The 20,465-nt window shown below is 63.2% G+C and carries 19 protein-coding genes and 1 pseudogene; 10 read left to right on the top strand and 10 right to left on the bottom strand.

Annotation, left to right across the window (positions count from 1 at the left end):
• Window position 1: 1 nt before the first annotated feature.
• The 3 genes from AC1DX0_RS08100 to AC1DX0_RS08110 form a co-directional block, all read right to left on the bottom strand.
• The gene (locus AC1DX0_RS08100; protein WP_477223151.1) at window positions 2–475 is read right to left on the bottom strand and encodes a DUF805 domain-containing protein; all 474 of its coding nucleotides are present in this window, start codon (window positions 473–475) and stop codon (window positions 2–4) included.
• A 259-nt stretch (window positions 476–734) separates the two neighbouring features.
• Window positions 735–1,658, bottom strand: coding sequence for a DMT family transporter (locus AC1DX0_RS08105; protein ID WP_477223152.1), 924 nt, complete (start codon window positions 1,656–1,658; stop codon window positions 735–737).
• Between the two features lie 108 nt (window positions 1,659–1,766).
• The gene (locus tag AC1DX0_RS08110; RefSeq protein ID WP_477223153.1) at window positions 1,767–3,047 is read right to left on the bottom strand and encodes an amidohydrolase family protein; all 1,281 of its coding nucleotides are present in this window, start codon (window positions 3,045–3,047) and stop codon (window positions 1,767–1,769) included.
• A 203-nt stretch (window positions 3,048–3,250) separates the two neighbouring features.
• Here AC1DX0_RS08110 and AC1DX0_RS08115 point away from each other — a divergent pair, with 203 nt between their 5' ends.
• Entirely contained in the window at window positions 3,251–5,005 is a 1,755-nt protein-coding gene (locus AC1DX0_RS08115; protein ID WP_477223176.1) for an ABC transporter ATP-binding protein, read from the top strand.
• A gap of 160 nt (window positions 5,006–5,165) precedes the next feature.
• Here the strand turns inward: AC1DX0_RS08115 and ilvD are convergent, their stop codons facing one another.
• The gene (gene ilvD / locus AC1DX0_RS08120) at window positions 5,166–7,010 is read right to left on the bottom strand and encodes a dihydroxy-acid dehydratase (RefSeq protein WP_477223154.1); all 1,845 of its coding nucleotides are present in this window, start codon (window positions 7,008–7,010) and stop codon (window positions 5,166–5,168) included.
• Between the two features lie 265 nt (window positions 7,011–7,275).
• Here ilvD and AC1DX0_RS08125 point away from each other — a divergent pair, with 265 nt between their 5' ends.
• A complete protein-coding gene (locus tag AC1DX0_RS08125; protein ID WP_477223155.1) occupies window positions 7,276–7,746 on the top strand; it encodes a VOC family protein in 471 nt (156 codons plus the stop codon).
• Window positions 7,747–7,824: 78 nt separating this feature from the next.
• On the opposite strand, the gene AC1DX0_RS08130 is transcribed toward AC1DX0_RS08125, so the two are convergent.
• A complete protein-coding gene (locus AC1DX0_RS08130) occupies window positions 7,825–9,417 on the bottom strand; it encodes a peptide chain release factor 3 (protein ID WP_477223156.1) in 1,593 nt (530 codons plus the stop codon).
• Window positions 9,418–9,604: 187 nt separating this feature from the next.
• Between AC1DX0_RS08130 and AC1DX0_RS08135 the strand changes: the two genes are divergently transcribed.
• Window positions 9,605–10,678, top strand: a complete 1,074-nt coding sequence (locus tag AC1DX0_RS08135) for an NAD(P)/FAD-dependent oxidoreductase (RefSeq protein WP_477223157.1) — start codon at window positions 9,605–9,607, stop codon at window positions 10,676–10,678.
• On the opposite strand, the gene AC1DX0_RS08140 is transcribed toward AC1DX0_RS08135, so the two are convergent.
• The 3 genes from AC1DX0_RS08140 to AC1DX0_RS08150 all read right to left on the bottom strand — a co-directional run bounded on the left by AC1DX0_RS08140 (window position 10,672) and on the right by AC1DX0_RS08150 (window position 13,428).
• Entirely contained in the window at window positions 10,672–12,045 is a 1,374-nt protein-coding gene (locus tag AC1DX0_RS08140; RefSeq protein ID WP_477223158.1) for an amidase, read from the bottom strand. The genes AC1DX0_RS08135 and AC1DX0_RS08140 overlap by 7 nt on opposite strands.
• 321 nt (window positions 12,046–12,366) lie before the next feature.
• Complete coding sequence (locus AC1DX0_RS08145) at window positions 12,367–13,164, bottom strand: class II glutamine amidotransferase (protein WP_477223159.1); 798 nt, start codon at window positions 13,162–13,164, stop codon at window positions 12,367–12,369.
• A 15-nt stretch (window positions 13,165–13,179) separates the two neighbouring features.
• On the bottom strand, window positions 13,180–13,428 hold the full coding sequence (locus AC1DX0_RS08150; protein WP_477223160.1) for a DUF6356 family protein: 249 nt from the start codon (window positions 13,426–13,428) through the stop codon (window positions 13,180–13,182).
• A gap of 114 nt (window positions 13,429–13,542) precedes the next feature.
• Between AC1DX0_RS08150 and AC1DX0_RS08155 the strand changes: the two genes are divergently transcribed.
• The 5 genes from AC1DX0_RS08155 to AC1DX0_RS08175 all read left to right on the top strand — a co-directional run bounded on the left by AC1DX0_RS08155 (window position 13,543) and on the right by AC1DX0_RS08175 (window position 17,068).
• The gene (locus AC1DX0_RS08155) at window positions 13,543–14,013 is read left to right on the top strand and encodes an Lrp/AsnC family transcriptional regulator (protein ID WP_477223161.1); all 471 of its coding nucleotides are present in this window, start codon (window positions 13,543–13,545) and stop codon (window positions 14,011–14,013) included.
• A gap of 96 nt (window positions 14,014–14,109) precedes the next feature.
• The gene (gene dut, locus AC1DX0_RS08160) at window positions 14,110–14,595 is read left to right on the top strand and encodes a dUTP diphosphatase (RefSeq protein ID WP_123168781.1); all 486 of its coding nucleotides are present in this window, start codon (window positions 14,110–14,112) and stop codon (window positions 14,593–14,595) included.
• A complete protein-coding gene (locus AC1DX0_RS08165) occupies window positions 14,595–15,254 on the top strand; it encodes an HAD family hydrolase (RefSeq protein ID WP_477223162.1) in 660 nt (219 codons plus the stop codon). The genes dut and AC1DX0_RS08165 overlap by 1 nt, the downstream gene beginning before the upstream one ends.
• 84 nt (window positions 15,255–15,338) lie before the next feature.
• Window positions 15,339–16,190: a hypothetical protein gene (locus tag AC1DX0_RS08170; RefSeq protein ID WP_477223163.1), complete on the top strand. Its 852-nt coding sequence runs from the start codon at window positions 15,339–15,341 to the stop codon at window positions 16,188–16,190.
• Window positions 16,191–16,264: 74 nt separating this feature from the next.
• Window positions 16,265–17,068, top strand: coding sequence for an isocitrate lyase/PEP mutase family protein (locus AC1DX0_RS08175; RefSeq protein ID WP_477223164.1), 804 nt, complete (start codon window positions 16,265–16,267; stop codon window positions 17,066–17,068).
• An 83-nt stretch (window positions 17,069–17,151) separates the two neighbouring features.
• On the opposite strand, the gene AC1DX0_RS08180 is transcribed toward AC1DX0_RS08175, so the two are convergent.
• Both AC1DX0_RS08180 and AC1DX0_RS08185 read right to left on the bottom strand, forming a co-directional pair.
• Entirely contained in the window at window positions 17,152–17,850 is a 699-nt protein-coding gene (locus AC1DX0_RS08180) for a sulfate transporter family protein (protein WP_477223165.1), read from the bottom strand.
• Between the two features lie 89 nt (window positions 17,851–17,939).
• Window positions 17,940–18,842, bottom strand: coding sequence for a DMT family transporter (locus AC1DX0_RS08185; RefSeq protein ID WP_477223166.1), 903 nt, complete (start codon window positions 18,840–18,842; stop codon window positions 17,940–17,942).
• 209 nt (window positions 18,843–19,051) lie between these two features.
• Between AC1DX0_RS08185 and AC1DX0_RS08190 the strand changes: the two genes are divergently transcribed.
• The gene (locus AC1DX0_RS08190; RefSeq protein ID WP_477223167.1) at window positions 19,052–20,044 is read left to right on the top strand and encodes an adenosine kinase; all 993 of its coding nucleotides are present in this window, start codon (window positions 19,052–19,054) and stop codon (window positions 20,042–20,044) included.
• A gap of 233 nt (window positions 20,045–20,277) precedes the next feature.
• Window positions 20,278–20,465: pseudogene (locus tag AC1DX0_RS08195) on the top strand (IS5/IS1182 family transposase); the annotation flags it as partial.

A 20,465-nucleotide genomic window follows, 5' to 3' on the forward strand; every position in this document is an offset into this window, starting at 1 on the left:
TCTACCTGAAAACCCGCTCTATTTCACTCAACGTCACTGTGTCGTCAGACTTTTTGCAATACCAAATGATCAGCGCGATGGTACCGATGGGAAACAATCCCATCAGGAGCTGATGCCAACCGCTTCGGTTGATGTCGTGCAGCCGGCGGGTGGTCATGGCCAGTGTCGGCAGAAGGGCGGCCAGGTTCCATATCGATGAGATAATTTCATTCTTCACAACGGCATCAACTATGACGAGAATGACGCCGACAATGAAAAGGAAGAGGTAGGAATACCAGAACTCCGAGCGACTGGCCCTGCCGGAAAAATTCACATAATTTCGAAAGAAACTCGAAATAGCTTCAGTAAAATTCATCGGAGGCGGCATTTCTCCGAAGCGATTGCCGCCAGCTGGCGCTGCTCTTAGAACAAACACCAATGGCAAGCCGATCAGGACTAGAACGATCAGCCAATGCCATATAGAGAAACTGCCCATTATCCCCCCCTCTATCGCAGTCTTTGCAGAGATATTGATCTTGCCTCTCCCGGCCAAGAATCAATCTCGTATTGCTCCTCAAAAGCAACGTACACCGCAAAAAATATCGATGTAAATACCGGACCTTTTGACCGGAAACCCAGGCGAATTCCGGGTGATAGCCTTCAGCGACTAAACGCGTCGCTTCGTGTGACGCGCCGTATGCTTTGTCTGGATGCAGTAGCGGACGGAAAGCGATTTCATACTTTCCTGAGCTGCCTCAATTGACGCCCTTCGGCACGTTTTCGGGTGGCACCGTGGTGTCGACGACCTTCTGGCGGTGGAAGATGAACAGGCCGGCGAGAACGATGATGCCGGAGCCGATCAGGATGCGCGGGCCTGGAACGTCGCCGAAGAACACCAGCCCGAACACTACCGCCCACAGGAGCAGCGTGTAGTGCAGCGGCGCCAGCGTCGAGGCCGGCGCCAGCTTGAGTGCCCGCGTGATCATCAGATGGGCGCTGCAGGAGACGATGCCGAGCAGCAACATGGCGCCAAAATCGAGTGCCGAAGGCGTCTGCCAGGCGCCGATGGTCAGCACGCCGCCGACCAGCAGCGTGCCGATCGTCTGCCATGTCACCAGATTGGTGTCGCTGGTGCCGCGCAGCCGCCGGTTGAGGATGATGGCGAAGGCAAAGGCGAGGCTGCCAACGAGCGCAAAGCTCGACGACAGCGAGAATGCCGCGGAAGATGGCTTCAGCATGATCACCACGCCGCAGAAGCCGAGCAGGATCGCCACCCAGCGGCGCCAGCCGACCTTTTCGCCAAGCAGGAAATGCGACAGCGCCGCGACATAGATCGGCCCGGCCATGTAGAAGCTCATCACATCGGCGAGCGGCAGATAGACGACGGCGGCGTAGAACAAAGCGGTGTCCAGCGTCGTCGCCAACACGCGCAGGATCTGCAGCCCAGGCCGCTCCATCTGGAACAGTTTGCCGGCGCCCTGGTTAGCGATCATCGGGCCAAGCACGATAAACGCGCCAATCGAGCGGATCAGCACGACCTGGCCGACCGAGAAACTGGCGACCAGCCACTTGCCCATGGCATCGTTCAACGCAAACAGGAAGTCGCCGGCCAGCATCAGCAAGATGCCGGCCAGAAGCACGTTCCTGATTGTGGAATTCTGCGCCACGGGTTGCGTCATGCCGATCCCGATTCCTCCCTCGCGTCAGCCGCGTCCTAAACGGAAGCGCCCGCTTTGACGAGGAGAAATCCCGAAATCGGCAAGGCCAGCGCCGGGAATCGGCTGTATCTAGGTGGTTATGTGCCTACGGTTCACCAGCGCCGGCCTGCCAAGCAGGGAAAGCCTGGTATCCTGCCTCGTCCGCTCAGCCACCACCTTGCCCCTGGCGATGACGCAGATGCGCTCGGCGCGCAGGCGCAGGGCCTCGATCGGATTGCCGGCGTCGAGGATGACAAGGCTGGCGCGCTTGCCGACGGCCAGGCCGAGGTGGTCCAGCCCCATGATGGCGGCATTGACGTTGGTGACCATGTCGAAGCAGCGCGCCATGTCGGCCGGGCTCGACATCTGGGCGACGTGCAGGCCCATGAAGGCGACGTCGAGCATGTCGGCGGTGCCCAGCGAATACCAGGGATCGAGCACGCAATCCTGGCCCCAGCCGACACGGATGCCGAGCGCCTGCATTTCCTTGACACGGGTCATACCACGCCGCTTCGGAAACGTATCGTGGCGGCCCTGCAGCATGATGTTGATCAGCGGATTGGGGATGGCGGAGACGCCGGCCTCGGCGATCAGCGGCAGCAGCTTCGAGACGTAGTAATTGTCCATCGAATGCATCGACGTGAGGTGTGAGCCGGCCGCCCTGCCTTGCAGGCCCAGGCGCTGCGTCTCATAGGCCAGCTGCTCGATGTGGCGCGACAGCGGGTCGTCGGTCTCGTCGCAATGCAGGTCGACCATCAGGCCGCGGTTTGCCGCGATCTGGCAAAGTTCGGTCACCGATCGCGTGCCGTCGGCCATGGTGCGCTCGAAATGCGGAATGCCGCCGACGATGTCGACGCCCATGTCCAGCGCGCGAATGGTGTTCTCACGCGCCTTCGGTGAGCGGTAGAAGCCGTCCTGCGGGAAAGCCACGAGCTGCAGGTCGATATAGGGTGCGATCGTTTTCTTGACGTCGAGCAAGGCCTCGACCGCGAGCAAACGGTCATCGCAGACATCGACATGGGTGCGGATGGCGAGCAGGCCCATCGACACCGCCCAATCGCAATAGGCGAGCGCGCGGTCGCGCACCGCCTCATGCGTCAAAAGCGGCTTCAGTTCCCCCCATAGCGCAATGCCTTCGAGCAGCGTGCCCGAGGCGTTGATGCGCGGAATGCCATAGGACAGCGTTGCATCCATGTGGAAATGCGGATCGACGAAGGGCGGCGAGACCAGATTGCCGCTTGCATCGACCTCGCTCCGCGCGGCCCCCTGCAGTTTGGGCTCGATCGCCGCGATCGTCTCGCCGCTGATGCCGATATCGGCAATCCTGCCATCCGGCAGCGTGCCGCCACGAACGATAAGGTCGAAATCCATCTGTCGCCATCCCTGCAGAATCACCCAGCCATGGTGGCGCAAAAGGCAGCTTGCCGCAGCCGTTTCTTTCGGCGGCCGCGAAAGGTTCCCTCTGGCGTTAACTCGCTCTATAAGCCGCCTTTCGTCCACGCAGCGATCGGCTTCGGACTCAAGGCCATAGTCGCAAACCATGGAAGTCCCTTGTGAACTTGAACTTGCCGTTCCTGAAACGCGACGAACGCTCGGCGGAGAACCAGCGCCTTATCGTGCGGCTGGTCAGGGAATCGTTCGGACAGCATAAGTTCGGATACGGTGCCGCCATCCTGTCGATGCTGGTGGTGGCCGGCACGACGGCTGCCAGCGCCTGGATCCTGCGCGAAATCACCAATGAATTCGTGATCGACAAACGGATCGACCGCGTCAACATGATTGCCGCGGCGGTCGCCGGAATTTTCATTCTCAAGGGCCTCGCCAATTTCATCCAGGCCTATTTCATGAGCCGGGTCGGCAATGCCATCATTGCCGACCGGCAGCGCAAGATCTACGACCGCATCCTGGCGCAAGGCATCGAATTCTACCATTCGACCTCGTCATCCGACCTGATCACCCGCATGACCAACAATGCGCAGGCGGCACGCAACGTGCTCGACCTGATCGTCACCTCCTATGTGCGCGACCTGGTCACCCTGCTTGCCCTGATTGGGGTCATGGTCTGGCAGCAGCCGGCGCTGTCGCTGATCTGCTTCGTCGTCGGGCCGCTGGCCATCTATGGCGTCAACCGCATTCTGAAGCGCGTGCGCAAATTCGCCGCGATGGAATTCCGTTCGGTCGGCCAGATCATTCAGGTCATGCAGGAAACCGCGATCGGCGTGCGTGTGGTCAAATCCTTCAACCTCGAAGGCTTGATGCGCAAGCGCATGTACAAGGCAGTGGCTGATGTCGAGGATCGGGCCAACAACATCGCTGCGCTGGAGGCCGTAACCAGCCCGGTGATGGAGACGCTGGCCGGCCTGGCGATCGCCGGCGCCGTGATGGTCAGCGGCTTCCTGGTCCTGCAGGGCGGCCAGATGCCGGGCAACATCATGGCCTTCATCGCAGCGCTGCTGCTGGCCTATGAACCGGCCAAGCGCCTCGCACGCGTCCGGATCTCCTTGGAAAGCGGCATTGTCGGCGTGCGCATGATGTTCCAGCTCGCCGACACGCCGCTGACGCTGGCCGAGAAGCACGATGCAAAGCCGCTTCGGGCCGGGCCCGGCGAAATCCGGTTCGATGCCGTCAGCTTCGCCTACCAGGATGGCCCGCCGGTGCTCGAAGGGTTCGACCTGACCCTTGCGCCCGGCAAGATGACGGCGCTGGTCGGGCCTTCAGGCGGCGGCAAGTCGACCATCCTGAACCTGATCATGCGCATGTACGACCCGAAGAGCGGCAAGGTGCTGCTTGACGGCCAGGACATTTCCCATGCCACGCTCGCCTCGCTCAGGGAAAAGATCGCCTATGTCAGCCAGGACACGTTCCTGTTTGCCGGCACCATCATGCACAACATCCGGCTCGGGCGCGAGGGCGCGACCGATGAAGAGGTGATCGCCGCCGCCAAGGCGGCCAACGCGCATGACTTTATCATGGCGCAAGCGAAGGGCTATGAGACGGATGTTGGCGAGAATGGCGGCCTGCTGTCGGGCGGCCAGCGCCAGCGCATCTCGATCGCGCGCGCCATGCTGCGCGATGCCGAAATCCTGCTGCTCGACGAAGCGACCAGTGCGCTCGACGCCGAATCCGAAGCGCTGTTCCGCGAGGCGCTGCAGCAGCTGACCGAAGGCCGCACGACGATCGTCATCGCCCACCGCCTGTCGACCGTGCACCAGGCCGACACCATCGTGGTGCTGGAGGGCGGCAAGGTGGTGGAAAGCGGAGCGCACCGGGCGCTGCTCAGGCAGGGCGGGCTTTACCAGAAGCTTTATGAATATCAGTTGATGCCGTGAAGGGTGTTTTCCGGATGTCGGAGCCAAGCCCCCTCATCCGGCCCTTCGGGCCACCTTCTCCCCGAGGGGAGAAGAGGTCGTAAACGCCAGCGCTCTCCTCTTCTCCCCGCCGGGGAGAAGGTGGCCGCGTAGCGGTCGGATGAGGGGGCTGGCGCAGACCTCACTCCGGCACGTGCCTCACCGCGCCCTTGTCGGCGCTGGTGGCGAAGGCGGCGTAGGCGCGCAGTGCCGTTGTCACCTTGCGCTTGCGCTTTTCCTCGGGCTTCCAGGCCAACGCACCCTTGGCGTCCATCACGGCCCGGCGGCTGGCAAGCTCCTCGTCGCTGACGGCGAGACGGATGGTGCGGTTGGGGATGTCGATCTCGATCGTGTCACCTTCCTGCACCAGCCCGATCACACCGCCTTCGGCGGCTTCCGGCGACGCATGGCCGATCGACAGGCCCGACGTGCCGCCGGAGAAGCGACCGTCGGTAACGAGTGCGCAGGCCTTGCCGAGGCCTTTCGACTTCAGATAGCTGGTCGGATAGAGCATTTCCTGCATGCCGGGGCCGCCGCGCGGGCCTTCATAGCGGATGACGACGACATCGCCAGCCTTGATCTCGTTCGACAGGATTGCCTTGACCGAGGCGTCCTGGCTCTCGAAGACCCGCGCCGGGCCGGTGAATTTCAGGATCGACTCGTCGACGCCGGCGGTCTTCACGATGCAGCCGTCGACCGCCAGATTGCCTTTCAGCACGGCAAGGCCGCCATCTCTGGAGAATGGCGTCTGCGCCGAGCGAATGACACCTTTCTCGCGGTCAAGGTCGAGATCGTCCCAGCGGCGATCCTGGCTGAAGGCGACCTGGGTCGGCACGCCGCCCGGTGCGGCAAGGAAGAAATCGCGGACACTCTGGCTGGAAGTGCGCGAAATATCCCAATGATCAAGCGCCTCGCCGAGGCTCGCGGTGTGCACCGTCGGCAGATCGCGGTTGAGCAGCCCGGCATTATCGAGCTGGCCGAGGATGGCCATAATGCCGCCGGCACGATGGACGTCTTCCATGTGCACGTCGGACTTGGCCGGCGCCACCTTGCAGAGCACCGGAACACGGCGCGACAACCGGTCGATATCCTCCATGGTGAAGTCGACCTCGCCCTCATGCGCGGCGGCCAGGATGTGCAGCACCGTGTTGGTCGAGCCGCCCATGGCGATGTCGAGCGTCATGGCGTTTTCGAAAGCGCCCTTCGATGCAATGCTGCGCGGCAGTGCCGTCTCGTCATCCTGCTCGTAATAGCGCTGGGCGAGATCGACGATGAGATGGCCGGCCTCGACGAACAGCCGCTTGCGGTCGGCGTGCGTGGCCAGCGTCGAGCCGTTGCCCGGCAGCGACAGGCCGAGCGCCTCGGTCAGGCAATTCATCGAATTGGCGGTGAACATGCCCGAGCAGGAGCCGCAGGTCGGGCAGGCCGAGCGCTCGATGATCTTGACGTCCTCGTCGGAAATCTTGTCGTCGGCGGCCGCCACCATGGCGTCGACGAGGTCAAGCGCCTGGGTCTTGCCGGCCAGCACCACCTTACCGGCCTCCATCGGCCCGCCGGAGACGAACACGGTTGGGATGTTGAGGCGCAGCGAGGCCATCAGCATGCCGGGAGTGATCTTGTCGCAGTTGGAGATGCAAACCATGGCGTCGGCGCAGTGCGCATTGACCATGTATTCGACGGAATCGGCAATCAGTTCGCGCGACGGCAGCGAATAGAGCATGCCGTCATGGCCCATGGCGATGCCGTCATCGACGGCGATGGTGTTGAATTCCTTGGCGACGCCGCCGGCCTTTTCAATCTCGCGCGCCACCAGCTGGCCAAGATCCTTCAAATGGACATGGCCCGGCACGAACTGGGTGAAGGAGTTGACCACCGCGATGATCGGCTTGCCGAAATCCGAGTCCTTCATGCCGGTGGCGCGCCAGAGGCCGCGGGCGCCGGCCATGTTGCGGCCATGGGTGGTGGTGCGGGAGCGATAGGCGGGCATGTTTTTTCCTTGGTGGCTGGCCGCAGCCAAGGAATGGCGCGGCGGAGCTGAATTCGGACCGCAAGCGTTATAGACGCGCAAGTATGGTCTGGCCACAATTTTGCAATGCGCCAGATTCCTCGAAAACGAGAGCCTTGAATAAATTGCACACCCCTGTCGGATTGCGTGCCGCACGGCCGTCCTTGGGTAGACGGCACGGAAATGGCACCATTCTCGGAGTCAGCCGTTTCACCGCGATAGCAAAGAGCAAACGGAGGAGCACGACATGCAAAAGATCACCACCTGCCTGTGGTTCGACAACCAGGCCGAAGAGGCGATGAATTTCTACGTGTCCATCTTCAAGAATTCGAAGGTGCTGAGCGTGATGCGTTGGCCCGAAGGCCACGCCGATGAAGGCAAAGCGCTGGTGACCACGTTCGAACTCGACGGCGTGCAGTTCCAGGCGCTCAACGGCGGACCGCAATTCAAGTTCAACGAGGCGATGTCACAGTCGATCGACTGCAAGACGCAGGAAGAGGTCGATTATTTCTGGGACAAGCTGATCGAAGGTGGCGGCGAACCGTCGCAATGCAGCTGGCTGAAGGACAAGTTCGGCGTCTCCTGGCAGGTCGTGCCGGAACAGCTGCCGCGCCTGCTCAGTGATCCGGACCGGGCCAAGGCCGGCCGGGTGATGTCAGCGATGATGCAGATGAGCAAGATCGACATTGCCAAGATCGAAGAGGCGGCCAGAGGCTGAGAGAAGCCTTCAACCCCGGCGCTGCCCCTCATCCCTTCGGGCACCTTCTCCCCGTGAACGGGGAGAAGGAAGAGGCGCCTATGCCGCCTGGTCGCGGACCTGATAGTCCTTGATGGTGGCGAAGCGGATGGCTTTCCAGCGTTCGGCCTCGTAATTCAGCGAGAAAGCGTGCTGGGCCAAAAACACCGGATCGTTGTCGAGATCCCTGGCAATGTCGCCGCGATGCGCCTCGATGAAGCGAAGCGTCTCCGCCTTGTCGTCGGCCGAAATCCAGCGGCAGACGGAAAAGCGCGACATCTCGAATTCGACCGGCAGCGTGTATTCGAAATTCAGCCGCTCCTTCAAGACGTCGAGCTGCAGGGCGCCGACGACACCGACGATGGCCGGCGAGCCGTCCTCGGGCGAGAACAACTGCACGACGCCCTCCTCGGCCATCTGGTGTAGCGCTTCCTTGAGTTTCTTCGCCTTCATCGCGTCGCCGAGGCGGACGCGGCGCAGGATTTCCGGGGCGAAATTCGGCACGCCTCTGAAAAGAATCTCCTCGCCCTCGGTCAGCGTGTCGCCGATGCGCAGCGTGCCGTGGTTGGGGATGCCGACGACGTCGCCGGCAAAGGCTTCGTCCGCAGTGACGCGGGTGCGGGCGAAGAAGAACTGCGGCGCCGACAGGCTCATCGGCTTGCCTGTGCGCACCAGCTTGGCCTTCATGCCGCGCTCGAGCTTGCCCGAACAGACGCGCACGAACGCGATGCGGTCTCTGTGGTTGGGGTCCATATTGGCCTGGATCTTGAAGACGAAGGACGTCATCTTGTCCTCCGTCGCCTCGACCTTGCGAGTGTCGGCCTCCTGCGCGCGCGGCGGCGGGCCGAAGGCGCCGAGCGCCTCGATCAGGTCGCGCACGCCATAATTGCGCAGCGCCGAGCCGAAATAGACCGGCGTCAGATGGCCCTCGCGAAAGGCTTCTATGTCTAGGGGTCTGCACGCTTCGCGCGCGAGCTCGAGCTCCTCGATGAAGGCCTCGCGCTCGTTTTCCGGCAGCAGGCCGGCGACGCGGTTGGAATCGGGGCCGTTGACCGGCGTGCGCTCCTTCTCGTCGTCGCCCCTGCGTACGGCGTTCAGCGCCAGATGATAGGTGCCGGAGAAATTCTTGCCGCGGCCGATCGGCCAGGTGATGGGCGCTGTATCCAGCGCCAGCTTCTGCTCGATCTCGTCCAGGATCTCGAAGGGATCGCGGCTTTCGCGGTCCATCTTGTTGACGAAAGTGATGATCGGGATGTCGCGCAGCCGGCAGACCTCGAACAGTTTCAGCGTGCGCGGCTCGATGCCCTTGGCGGCGTCGATGACCATGACGGCGCTATCGACCGCCGACAGCGTGCGGTAGGTATCGTCGGCGAAGTCCTCGTGGCCGGGCGTGTCGAGCAGATTGAAGACATTGTCTTCGTACTCGAAGGTCATCACCGAGGTGACGACCGAAATGCCGCGCTCGCGCTCGATCTTCATCCAGTCGGAGCGGGTCTGGATCTTGTCCTTCTTGGCCTTGACCTCGCCGGCAAGCTGGATGGCGCCGCCGAACAGCAGCAGCTTTTCGGTGAGCGTGGTCTTGCCGGCGTCCGGGTGCGCGATGATCGCGAAAGTGCGGCGACGCGCCACTTCCTCTGGTATTGTTTCGGCCATTCTCTGGGATTTCCGTGTGACAGGCCGGGCTTCTAGCAGCGTAGTGCCGGGCTGTCGACCGCTCCGGCAGCGCGGACGCCGCCGGATGCCGCTCCATCAAGCCTAAGTGCATTTCGACATTGGCAAGCAGCCGTAGGAATGCCACTTGGATGAACATCCCTTGGAATCACGAGACGGAGGAGCGGGCATGGCCGCGGCGAAAAAGGTCATCGTCATCGGTGCCGGTATCATCGGTGCCTCGATCGCCTGGCATCTGACCAGAGCCGGTGCACAGGTGACGGTCGTTTCCGAAAGCGGTGCGGGCGGCGTCGCCACACCCAACTCCTTCGCCTGGATCAATGCCAGCTGGGGAAATCCCGAAGTCTATTTCCGGCTGCGCACCCGCGCCATGGCCGAGTGGAGACGGCTGGCAGATGTGCTGCCCGGGCTGCCGCTCGCCTGGTGCGGCGGGCTGTGCTGGGACCTGCCGCCCGACCGGCTCGAAGCCTATGCGGCCGAACACTCTTCATGGGGCTACGGCATCGAACGCGTTGGCCGTGAGCGGGCGGCGCAAATCGAGCCTAATCTCGTAGAGCCTCCAGAATTCGCCGTTTATGTTGCGGAAGAAGGCGTGGCCGAGCCGGTTGCGACGGCCAGGACCCTGCTCGCGGATGCCGAACGGCACGGCGCGCGGGTCATTGCCAGCACGGTTTCGGCGCTGGCCCAGGCCGGCGGCAAGATTACCGGCGTGGACACATCGCATGGACTGATTGCCGCCGACGAGGTGGTGATCGCGGCTGGCGTCGGCGCCCCGGCCATTGCCGCGACGGCCGGGATCAGCCTGCCGATCGAGACGCCATCTGGCCTGATCGTCCATTCGCGGCCATACAAAAGGCTGCTGAACGGGCTGGTGCACGCCGAGAGGCTGCACATGCGCCAGACCGCCGAGGGCCGCATCATCGCCGGCTCGGATTTCGCCGGCGGCGATCCCGGCGAGAACCCCGAAGCGACCACGCGCGACGTGTTCGCGGTGGCGAAGGCAGCGTTGCGCGATGCCGAGGGGCTGGAACTGGATTTCCACACCATCGGCTACCGCCCCAAGCCGATCGACGGTTTTCCGATCATCGGCCGTGCCGAAGGCATGGACGGCCTCTATGTCGCGGTGATGCATTCCGGCATCACGCTGGCGCCGGCCGTCGGCCTGTTTGCCACAAGGGAGATTCTTGGCGGCGAGCGCGACCCGTTGCTGGCGCCCTATGGGTTGTCGCGCTTCGCTCAGTAGCCGGGCGGGCGGCGGAAGCCGCCGCTGAACGGCTCCATCGCCGCCGCAATACCAAGCAGCCGGGATTCCGACCAGCGCTTGCCGACCAGTTGCAAGCCGATCGGCAGGCCGTCGCGATCTTCTCCGCACGGGATGGAAAGCGCGGGATGGCCGCTGTAGTTGAAGACGGCGCCATAGGCCGGCAGCATCCGGTAGCTTTGGTCCTTGCCGTCGACCTTGATCAGCGTGCCCGGCGCGCAATGCGGGAAGGCCGTGGTCATGGCGACCGGGCAGAGCAGCGCATCCCAGTTTTCGAAGAACTGTTCCCAGGCGAGAATGGATTTGTCGCGGTGGGCGAGAGCTTCGAACCAGCGCGAGACTGACGTCGGCTGCTCCAGCGGTTCGGGCTGCGCGGCTTCCATCATCATGCCGATCAGCGCGCCGCCTTGCGCAAGATCGTCGTGCAGATCGAGCTTGGGCAGATTCGCTTCCTCGACGATCGCGCCTGCCAATTGCAGCTGGTTTGCCAGATTTTCGACCGCGGCGCTGATGTCGCCGGCCACCAGGAAACCGGGGAAGGACGGTGCGAAGGCGATGCGCAGTGCCTTGAGGTCGAGCTTAGGCATGGCCTCGACAGGCACCGGCGCCAGATTGGTGTCGCGTCCGTCCGGCCCGGCGATGATCCGATAGATCAACGACAGATCGTCCACGCTACGTGCCAGCGGTCCGAGGCAGGACATCAGCCGCACGCTGCGCGCCGCACCACCCGGATCGGGGAAGGCGCCGGCCAGCGAGATGCGATGTTCCGTTGGTTTCAAGCCATAGACACCGCAGAAGGCGGCGGGCAGGCGGATCGAATCCTGCATGTCGGTGCCGACATCGAATGGCGTCATCCCGGCCGCGACCGCCGCTGCAGCACCGCCGCTGGAGCCGCCCGCGGTGCGCTCAAGGTTCCAGGGATTGTTGGTGCGGCCGAACAGCGGATTGTTCGACTGCCAGTCGGACAGCAGGGTCGCGACATTGGTCTTGGCCATCAGCACACCGCCAGCCGCTTTAAGCCTGGCAACGACCGGGCTGTCGTGTTTGGCGACATAGTCGGCGAAGGGCGGGAAACCGACCGTGGTTTTCATGCCACCGGTTTCGTGCGTGTCCTTCAGCGTGAAGGGAACGCCGTGCAGCGGTCCGGGCGTGGCGCCGCGTGCGAGTGTCGCGTCGGCCTGTCCAGCGCCTTCGTACGCGCCTTCCCTGTCGAGCAAGATGACGGCGTTAACGCCATCGTTGTGCCGGTCGATCTGCGCCAGATGGGCGTCGAGCGCTTCGACGGCGGAGATTTTGCGACGGGCGATGGCGGTGGCGAGATCGGTGGTTGAGGAGAAGGCGAGGTCCATGATCATGCTCCGGCTTGGCCGCACTTGCCCAATCAAGATGGCGGGCGGCGGCGCGACTTCAAGCGGAGTTGAGCATCGGAAGATTAGCCGCGTTTGATTGGAATTGCGCCAGCGAGGTCGGCGTTCTACGTCGGCCCCCCCTCTGTCCTGCCGGACATCTCCCCCTCAAGTGGGGAGATCAGATGTCATGACGGCTTTCGCCCAATCTCAGACGTTGAAAGAATGGCGCGGTAAGCGAAACTGCCAATCTCCCCACTTGAGGGGGAGATGTCCGGCAGGACAGAGGGGGGCGCTGTCCCGCGGCGTCGCCGCAATTTGCGATTAGACTGCCAGTGCCAGTCTGGCCGATGCCGGCGCGAACGGCCGAATGCTGATCCCATCCGTAGTCATAGTGACGAAGCTCGATGGCGGGATCGCCTGCCAGTCGCCGCCTTCGCGATCAAACGGCTCGGAGACGATGCAGCGGCCGCCCCTGCGCAAGACGGAAGTGTAGAGCGTCGGCGCGTGGGCGTCGCTGGCGTAGCGCACCGCGTGCAGCGCCTGCCCGTCCGAGAAGGCGGCAGTCAGTTTCAGCGCCGGTTCGAGGCCGGCCCGGCGCGAGGCTTCGAGCACGCGACTGGTCGCGCGCGACACGGCACCTTGCGGGTCGCCAGCCAACCCCTCGTCGATCATCAGCAGAAAAAACAGTTCGGAATCGGTGGTGCCTTCGCGCTGGTCGAAGACGGCGTCGGACAGCGAATTCTCAAGCGCCCGGCGGATTTTCTCGAAGCCGCCGATCTGGCCGTTGTGCATGAACGACCAGGGACCGGAGATGAAAGGATGGCAGTTCATGCGGCTGGTGGCGCCGCCGGTCGAGGCCCGCACATGGGCGAGGAAGAGGCCGGATTTGATCTGCCGGCACAGGCTCTTCAGATTGGGATCGGACCAGGCCGGCAGGATATCGCGGTAGAGACCAGGCTCGGGCCGGTCGCCATACCAGGCAAGGCCAAAACCGTCGCCATTGGTCGGCGACTTTGCTTCCTGGGCGCAATGGCTCTGAGCGATCAGCGAGTGACAGGGCGCGGTCAGAATGTCTTCGAGAAAGACCGCTTCACCGAGATAGGCCGCCCACCGGCACATCGCTTCTGTCGTCCTCTAGGCGCGATCCGGAAGAGCCATGGGCTCCTTGGTCGCGTGTGTGCCTCTGTTGTGCGTCCGCTCGTAAAGCTCGCGGACGATTCGGCTGGCGGTAGTCTCAAACAGAAACGGCAAGAAAGCGTGAATGAGTGCGGCGCCCGCCGCCATCAGCAAACGCGAGGAGAACCAGGCGGCAAAACCCATATGGCCGAAATAGGTTTCGCCAACCTTGGCCGGATGAGACGTGAAGATCCTTGCGAGCGACATTGAGGTCCCCTTCAGCGCTTGCGTTCCGATAGTGAGTATCCTGACACGCTTCGCCGGTTCATCGGTCTCAAAATATCCTTGTATATTGCCGCTCCATGGGACATTTATCCCAATATGGCGCTGGATATCGACGAAATAGACCGAAAACTGCTTGCCGAATTGCAACGCGACGGCACCTTGTCGGTCGACCAGCTGTCGGAACGCGTGGCGCTGTCGCGCAATGCCTGCTGGCGTCGCGTCAAGCGGCTGGAGGAGGATGGCGTCATCACCGGCCGCGTGGCGCTGGTCGATGCCGAAAAGCTCGGGCTTGGCCTGTCGGTGTTCATCCTGATCCGCACGTCCAACCATGATCCGGACTGGCTGCAGAAATTCCGGGCGGCGGTGACCGGTTTTCCCGAGATCACCGGCGTTTACCGGATGTCCGGCGACCTCGACTATGTCTTGCGTGCCCGCGTTGCCGACGTGAAGGCCTATGACCGGCTCTATCAGCGGCTGATCGCCAAGGTCGCGTTGTCGGACGTTTCCGCCTCCTTCGTGATGGAGGAGATCAAGGAGACGACGGTGGTTCCGATGGAACTGCGCTGAGATGTGCTCGGGTCATAGTGATGCCTGAAAGAAAGCCGTTGATAGCGGTGTGGGCGAATTGACCGAATCGGCAATCGCGCCGATAGGATCGATTTTATGCGCGCAGCCCTCCAAAACTCCTCCGTCATCGGTCCGACTGTCGGCTTCGTCAGATTGCCGCACGCTGAAGGACTACCCCTCCCCGCCTATGAAAGCACCGGCGCCGCCGGCATGGATCTGCGTGCGGCTGTGCCCGACGACCGGCCGCTGCTGATCCTGCCGGGCAAACGCGCCCTGGTGCCGACCGGGCTGATCCTGGAAATCCCCGAAGGCATGGAAGGCCAGGTGCGGCCACGCTCCGGCCTTGCTTTCAAACACGGCCTCACCGTCCTCAATTCGCCCGGCACGGTCGACAGCGACTATCGCGGCGAGGTGAAGGTGCTGCTGATCAATCTCGGCGACGAGGATTTTGCGGTGACGCGCGGCATGCGCATCGCCCAGATCGTTTTCGCTGTTGTAACGCAGGCGGCCGTCGAAGAGCGTTCGCTCGCCGGCGGCACAGCGCGGGGCTCGGGCGGGTTCGGATCGACCGGCACCGCCTGATGCCAATACCCAAACTTGTGATCTTCGACTGCGACGGCATTCTGGTCGACACGGAGAACTTGGCCAACCGGCGCCTTGCCGAATGGCTGAGCGCGGCCGGCTATCCGACAAACTTCGAATATTGCCGCAAGAATTTCTCCGGCCGCAGCATGCTCTCGGTGCAGAAGGAAATCGAGGAGACGACCGACGTTCGGCTCGGCGCCGATTTCGTCGATCGCTGGAACGCCGGCCTGCCGGACCTGTTTTCTCATGGCGTCGAGGCGATTCCCTATGTGCGGGAGTTCATCGAGGCGGTCCGCGCGGCCGGCATCCCCTATTGCGTCGCCACCTCGGCCAGGATTTCGAAGATGCACATCACGCTCGGCCAGACCGGGCTGTTGCCGCTGTTCGAACACGCGATGTTTTCCTCGACCATGGTCGGACGCGGCAAACCGTTCCCGGACCTGTTCCTGCATGCGGCCAAGACCATGGGCTTCGCGCCCGCCGACTGCATCGTCATCGAGGACAGCGTCGCCGGCACACAAGCCGGCATAGCCGCCGGCATGCGGGTGTTCTCCTATCACGGCGACCCCTATTCCGACCGCGATGGCCTGATCCAGGCCGGCGGCATCCTGTTCGACGACATGCGCGAACTGGCGGGGCTGGTGCCGATCCACTGATTGCCCGGGTTTGAAGGGCGAGCTGTACGGTTCTACAAGCTATGCTAGCTTTGCGGGTGCTTGCGGCCGGGGACGACAATCAGCATGTCAGGATTTTTGCATCGCCTCGCCTTTGCCTGCCTGCTGCTGCCATTGCTGTGGGGCACGGCTGGCGCTGAACACGCCGCCAATCCGGACCTCGGCAAATCCATCGTTGGCCACGCCGATACCACCTATGCCGATCTTGTCCGGATGTTCATCCCGGATTTGACGGCGAAGGATGATTATTTTGTCGGCTCCTCGCCGATCGAGATGCGGCACATCGCCGGCCCCGACAATGACACCTCGCCGCCGGAAGCAACCAGCGTTTTCAGCGCCGCCCTATTTGCGATAAAGGCCAACGGCAAGGACCGGTTGGCCATGCTGGTCGATCTCGGCGAGTCACCCGACAGCGCCGAGGGCTATGCCGTGCTGGCGCTTTACGATCTCACCGGCAAACCGAAACTGCTCGATGCAGTCAATGTGGCGACCGACCGCTTCACCTTCTTTCGCAGCTCCGGCAAACTCTCCCTGGGCGCAGATGACGATGCCTTGATGATCTCCAGCACGCATTTCAATTCGAACCAGGGTTATCTGTCGACACCGGTCATTCTGGTGCGTAGCGACCGTTTCGAACTGATCGACATCATCTACACGCTCGACGAAAATGTCTGTGCCTACAAACGCTCGCAGAACCTGGCTTTCCAGTCGCTGGACGACGGCCAACCCTATGCGGCGATCAAGGCCACCATAACCGACAAGACCGAGCCGAACGAAGAGGATTGTGATGAGCCGCCCCCACAGGCCGCCTCCGCCGACATTTCCGTGACCTACCACTGGGACAAAACGGCGGCGCGCTACGTCGCGGATTCCGACGCGTTCGAGAAATTGGCAGCAGAGAACGAGAAACGCTTCTGAACCAAGCGCATTCGTTTGCCCGGCCGGAGACAGCGCGATAGCATCCGCCCCGACATTCATGATGGGGAGCATTCATGGACAAGGGCAAGATCTTTCGCGACCTGCACGCCTCGACCTTCGTCATGCCCAATCCCTGGGATCCGGGCACGACCAAGTTGCTCGGTTCCTTCGGTTTCAAGGCGCTGGCGACGACCAGCGCCGGCTTTGCCTTTTCGCGCGGCCTGCCGGACGGCGCCGTGACCTTCGAGCAGATGATCCACCATTGCCGCGAGGTGACGGCGGCGACCGACCTGCCGGTCTCGGCCGACCTCGAGAAAGGCAAGGGCGACAGCGCCGAGCAGGCCGCCGAAACCATCTTCGCGGCGGAAGCGGCCGGCCTTGCCGGCTGCTCGATCGAGGACCACACTGGCGACCCCGACAAGCCGATCTATGATTTCGCGCATGCGGTCGAGCGCGTCGCGGCGGCGGTGGAGGCGGCGCGGGCGCTGAAACGCGATTTCGTGTTCACGGCGCGGGCCGAGAATTTCTTGTGGGGCAAGTCCGATCTCGACGACACCATCAAGCGGCTGCAGGCCTTCGAGAAGGCCGGTGCCGACGTGCTCTATGCGCCTGGGATCGGCGATGTCGAGATGGTGCGCACGGTCTGCTCGGCGGTCGGCAAGCCGGTCAACGTCATGGCGAAACCGGGTTTCACCATCGCCGATCTTTCGATGGCTGGTGTGAAGCGCATTTCGCTCGGCCCATGGCTGACCAACTTCGCCTACGGCATGCTGGAGACGGCGGCGCGCGAAATCCAGCAGGACGGCACGTTCGGTTTCACCCGCGCCGCCATGCCGTTCGGCAAGTTGCAGGCGCTGTTCGGCAAATCCCCGGGTTAAAGCAATTCCAGGAAAAGTGTGACACGGTTTTCCCGGGAAAAGCGCATCGCGCTTTCCCTAGGGAATTGCGCAAAACAAAGGCCTCAGCGGCGGCTTTCGCGCGCCGAAACCGCCTTGTGCAGATGCACCATCATGGCGGCGGCGAAGAGTGGCGTCACCAGATTGAGCAGCGGCACGGCAAGGAAAGCCGCGATGACCAGCCCGGCGAGGAAGACCGTGCCGGCATACTGCCGGCGCAAGGCCCTGGCTTCGTCCTCCGGGCGAAAGCGCATGGCGGCGAATTCGAAGAATTCGCGGCCGAGCAAATAGCCGTTGACGATGAAGAAGGCGGCGATGTTGATGCCCGGCACCAGCAGCAGCATGAGCGCCAAGATGTTGCCTGCTATAACGACGCCGAGGAACTTTATCGCCAGCACCATCGAGCGCAGCGCCGGCATGGCACGGCCGGGCGGGTCGCGTGGATAGTCGGTGCGCTCGACCACTTCGGCGACATCGTCGAGGAACAGGCCGGCGATCACCGCCGTGACCGGCGCAACAAGCAGCGCCATGCCGAAGGCAAGCGCGATTGCCGCGATGATGCCGCCCAGCCAGCCGGCCCATGACGGTATGCCGGGCAACAAGGTCTGGAGCCACGGCAGGGCCAGCCACTCGACAAGGCTGGTCAGGCCGAACCACAAGGCAACCAGCGCCAGCACGGTCAGGCCCAGCGTCTTGAAGAACACGGCACGAAACGGCGGCGAGAGCAGCTCGAAGGCCGCAGTGCGGGCAGCGTCGAAAATCACCGTGCTTCAACCCCAGGTCAGCGGACAGCGCCGTAAAGGCGGACGCTCACGAGATAGGCAGCGCGGCTCTTGAGCACAAGCACGTATCGCTATCGGGCAAAGGCAGGTTTCCTGACCGGAATGGTCATGGCCGCGACACCTGCAACGACGCAGGCCATGCCGAGCCACACGGTTGGCCCCAGGCTTTCGCCGAGGAAGACGGCGCCGATGCCGACGCCAATCGGCACGCGCAGATAGGCCTGCGACGTCGTGCCGACCGAACCCAGCGTGTGGATGAGGCGGAAATAGATAACGAAGGCGATCGCCGTCGAGAACGCCGACAGGCCAAGCAGGGCTAGGATCGATGCGGTCGAGGGCGTCAACGTCCAGGGCTGATCGACCACCAGGCTGAGCGGCACCAGCATGACCGCACCGCACAGCATCGAGCCGGCCGCCGGTAGCATCGGATCGAGGCCCTTGAAGCCACGGCCGAAGATCGCGGCAGCGGCGTAGCAGATCGTTGCGACGACGATGGCGACCTGCGCCCACAGTTCGTGACCGATGCCACCCAGCGCCTCGGTGCCGACAATGAGGCAGATGCCGGCTATGCCGGCGCCGACACCGATCAGCTTGCGCACGGTGACCGGCTCATGTCGGGTGATGAGCGCCGTCAGCAGGAAGGTGAAAATCGGCGAGGTGGAATTGAGGATGGTGGCCAGGCCGGCATCGACCGAGCGCTCGGCCGCGGCGATCAGCGTGAACGGTATGACGCTGTTGAGGCAGGCCTGGAAGGCGAAACGGCGCCAGGTGGCCGCGTCGCGCGGCATGGCAAGCCCACGCCAGCGGATGATGGCGAACAGGATGCCGCCGGCGATCAAGGTGCGGGCGGCGATGAAGGTGACCGGCGGGATCGTCTCGACGCCGATCTTGATGAAGGTGTAGGAAGCGCCCCACAGCACGGCCAGCACGCCGAGCAACGCCAGGTCGGTTGTCGTGTCGTTCTTTGCGGACATGGGCTTACCGTCTTCGGATGCGGTCGGTCGGGCCTGACTTGTAGGCAACGCCGCGAAGAAATGCTTCGTCCACGGTCGAATTGTCGTAGCGCCTGGCTGCTGCCATCACACGGGCGACGACAGAAAATCGGTTGCCAATTTTCGGGGTCATGCTGTAGACCCGCCCGAGCGTGGCAAGAAGCCGGCTCGGGTTTTTGGCGGAGACATTGATGCCGGATTATGACGTGCTTTGCATCGGCAATGCCATTGTCGACATCATCGCCCAGTGCGAGGAGGAATTCCTCGAGACCAACGGCATCATCAAGGGCGCGATGAACCTCATCGACACGCAGCGCGCCGAACTGCTTTACAGCCGCATGGGCCCGGCGATCGAGGCCTCCGGCGGCAGCGCCGGCAACACGGCGGCCGGGGTCGCCTCCTTCGGCGGACGCGCCGCCTTCTTCGGCAAGGTTTCCAACGATGCGCTGGGCGATATCTATGCGCATGACATCCATGCCCAGGGTGTCGCCTTCGACACCAAACCGCTCAAGGGCGAACCGCCGACGGCGCGCTCGATGATTTTCGTCACGCCCGACGGCGAGCGTTCGATGAACACCTATCTCGGTGCCGCCGTCGAACTCGGCCCGGAGGATGTCGAGGCCGACAAGGCCTCCGGCGCCAAAGTCACCTATTTCGAAGGCTACCTCTGGGATCCGCCACGCGCCAAGGAGGCGATCCGGCAGACGGCGAAGCTGGCGCACGCGGCGGGCCGCGAGGTTTCGATGACGCTGTCGGATTCGTTCTGCGTCGACCGCTACCGCGACGAGTTCCTCGACCTGATGCGCTCGGGCACCGTCGACATCGTCTTTGCCAACAGCCACGAAATCAAGTCGCTCTACCAGACATCGTCCTTCGACGAGGCGCTGGCCAAGATCCGCAAGGACTGCAGAATGGCCGCCGTGACGCGGTCCGAAAAAGGCTCGGTCATCGTGCGCGGCGACGAGACCGTGGTCATCCAGGCGACCGCGATCCGGGAACTGGTCGATACGACCGGCGCCGGCGACCTCTACGCCGCCGGTTTCCTGCACGGCTACACGCAAGGCCGCGACCTCAAGACCTGCGGCGACCTCGGCTCGCTGGCCGCCGGCCTGGTGATCCAGCAGATCGGCCCAAGGCCGAGGCAGAATCTGCGCCGCGAGGCGGAACTGGCTGGGTTGCTGTAGGGACAACTGCCGATCTCCCCCCTCGTGGGGGAGATGGCCGGCAGGCCAGAGGGGGGCGCTGTCCCGCCGGCATTTCCAATGTTTACCTCATGGCTTCAGGGCGCGGCGCAAGCATCGCTACGCAGTGATCCTTCGCGCCCCCCTCTGCCCTGCCGGGCATCTCCCCCACGAGGGGCCTGTTGCGTAATTCGCTGGTTGTGATTCTCTGAGATTGACGCTCGGAGGGAATCACGATGGCAGTGAAGCAGACGGGTCAGTTGAGCTTGGCGGAAGCCTTTCTGGGCGGCAAGTTGGCAGGCGGTTCTTCGCCACTCGATCGATTGTCAGGTCTGGTGAAGTGGTACCGCTTCGAGAAGCTACTCAACCCGCTGCGCGATGGTGGACCGGGTCGGGCTGCCTGGCCACCGTTGATCCTGTTCAA

It is taken from the genome of Mesorhizobium sp. P3_A9 (genome assembly GCF_056402975.1).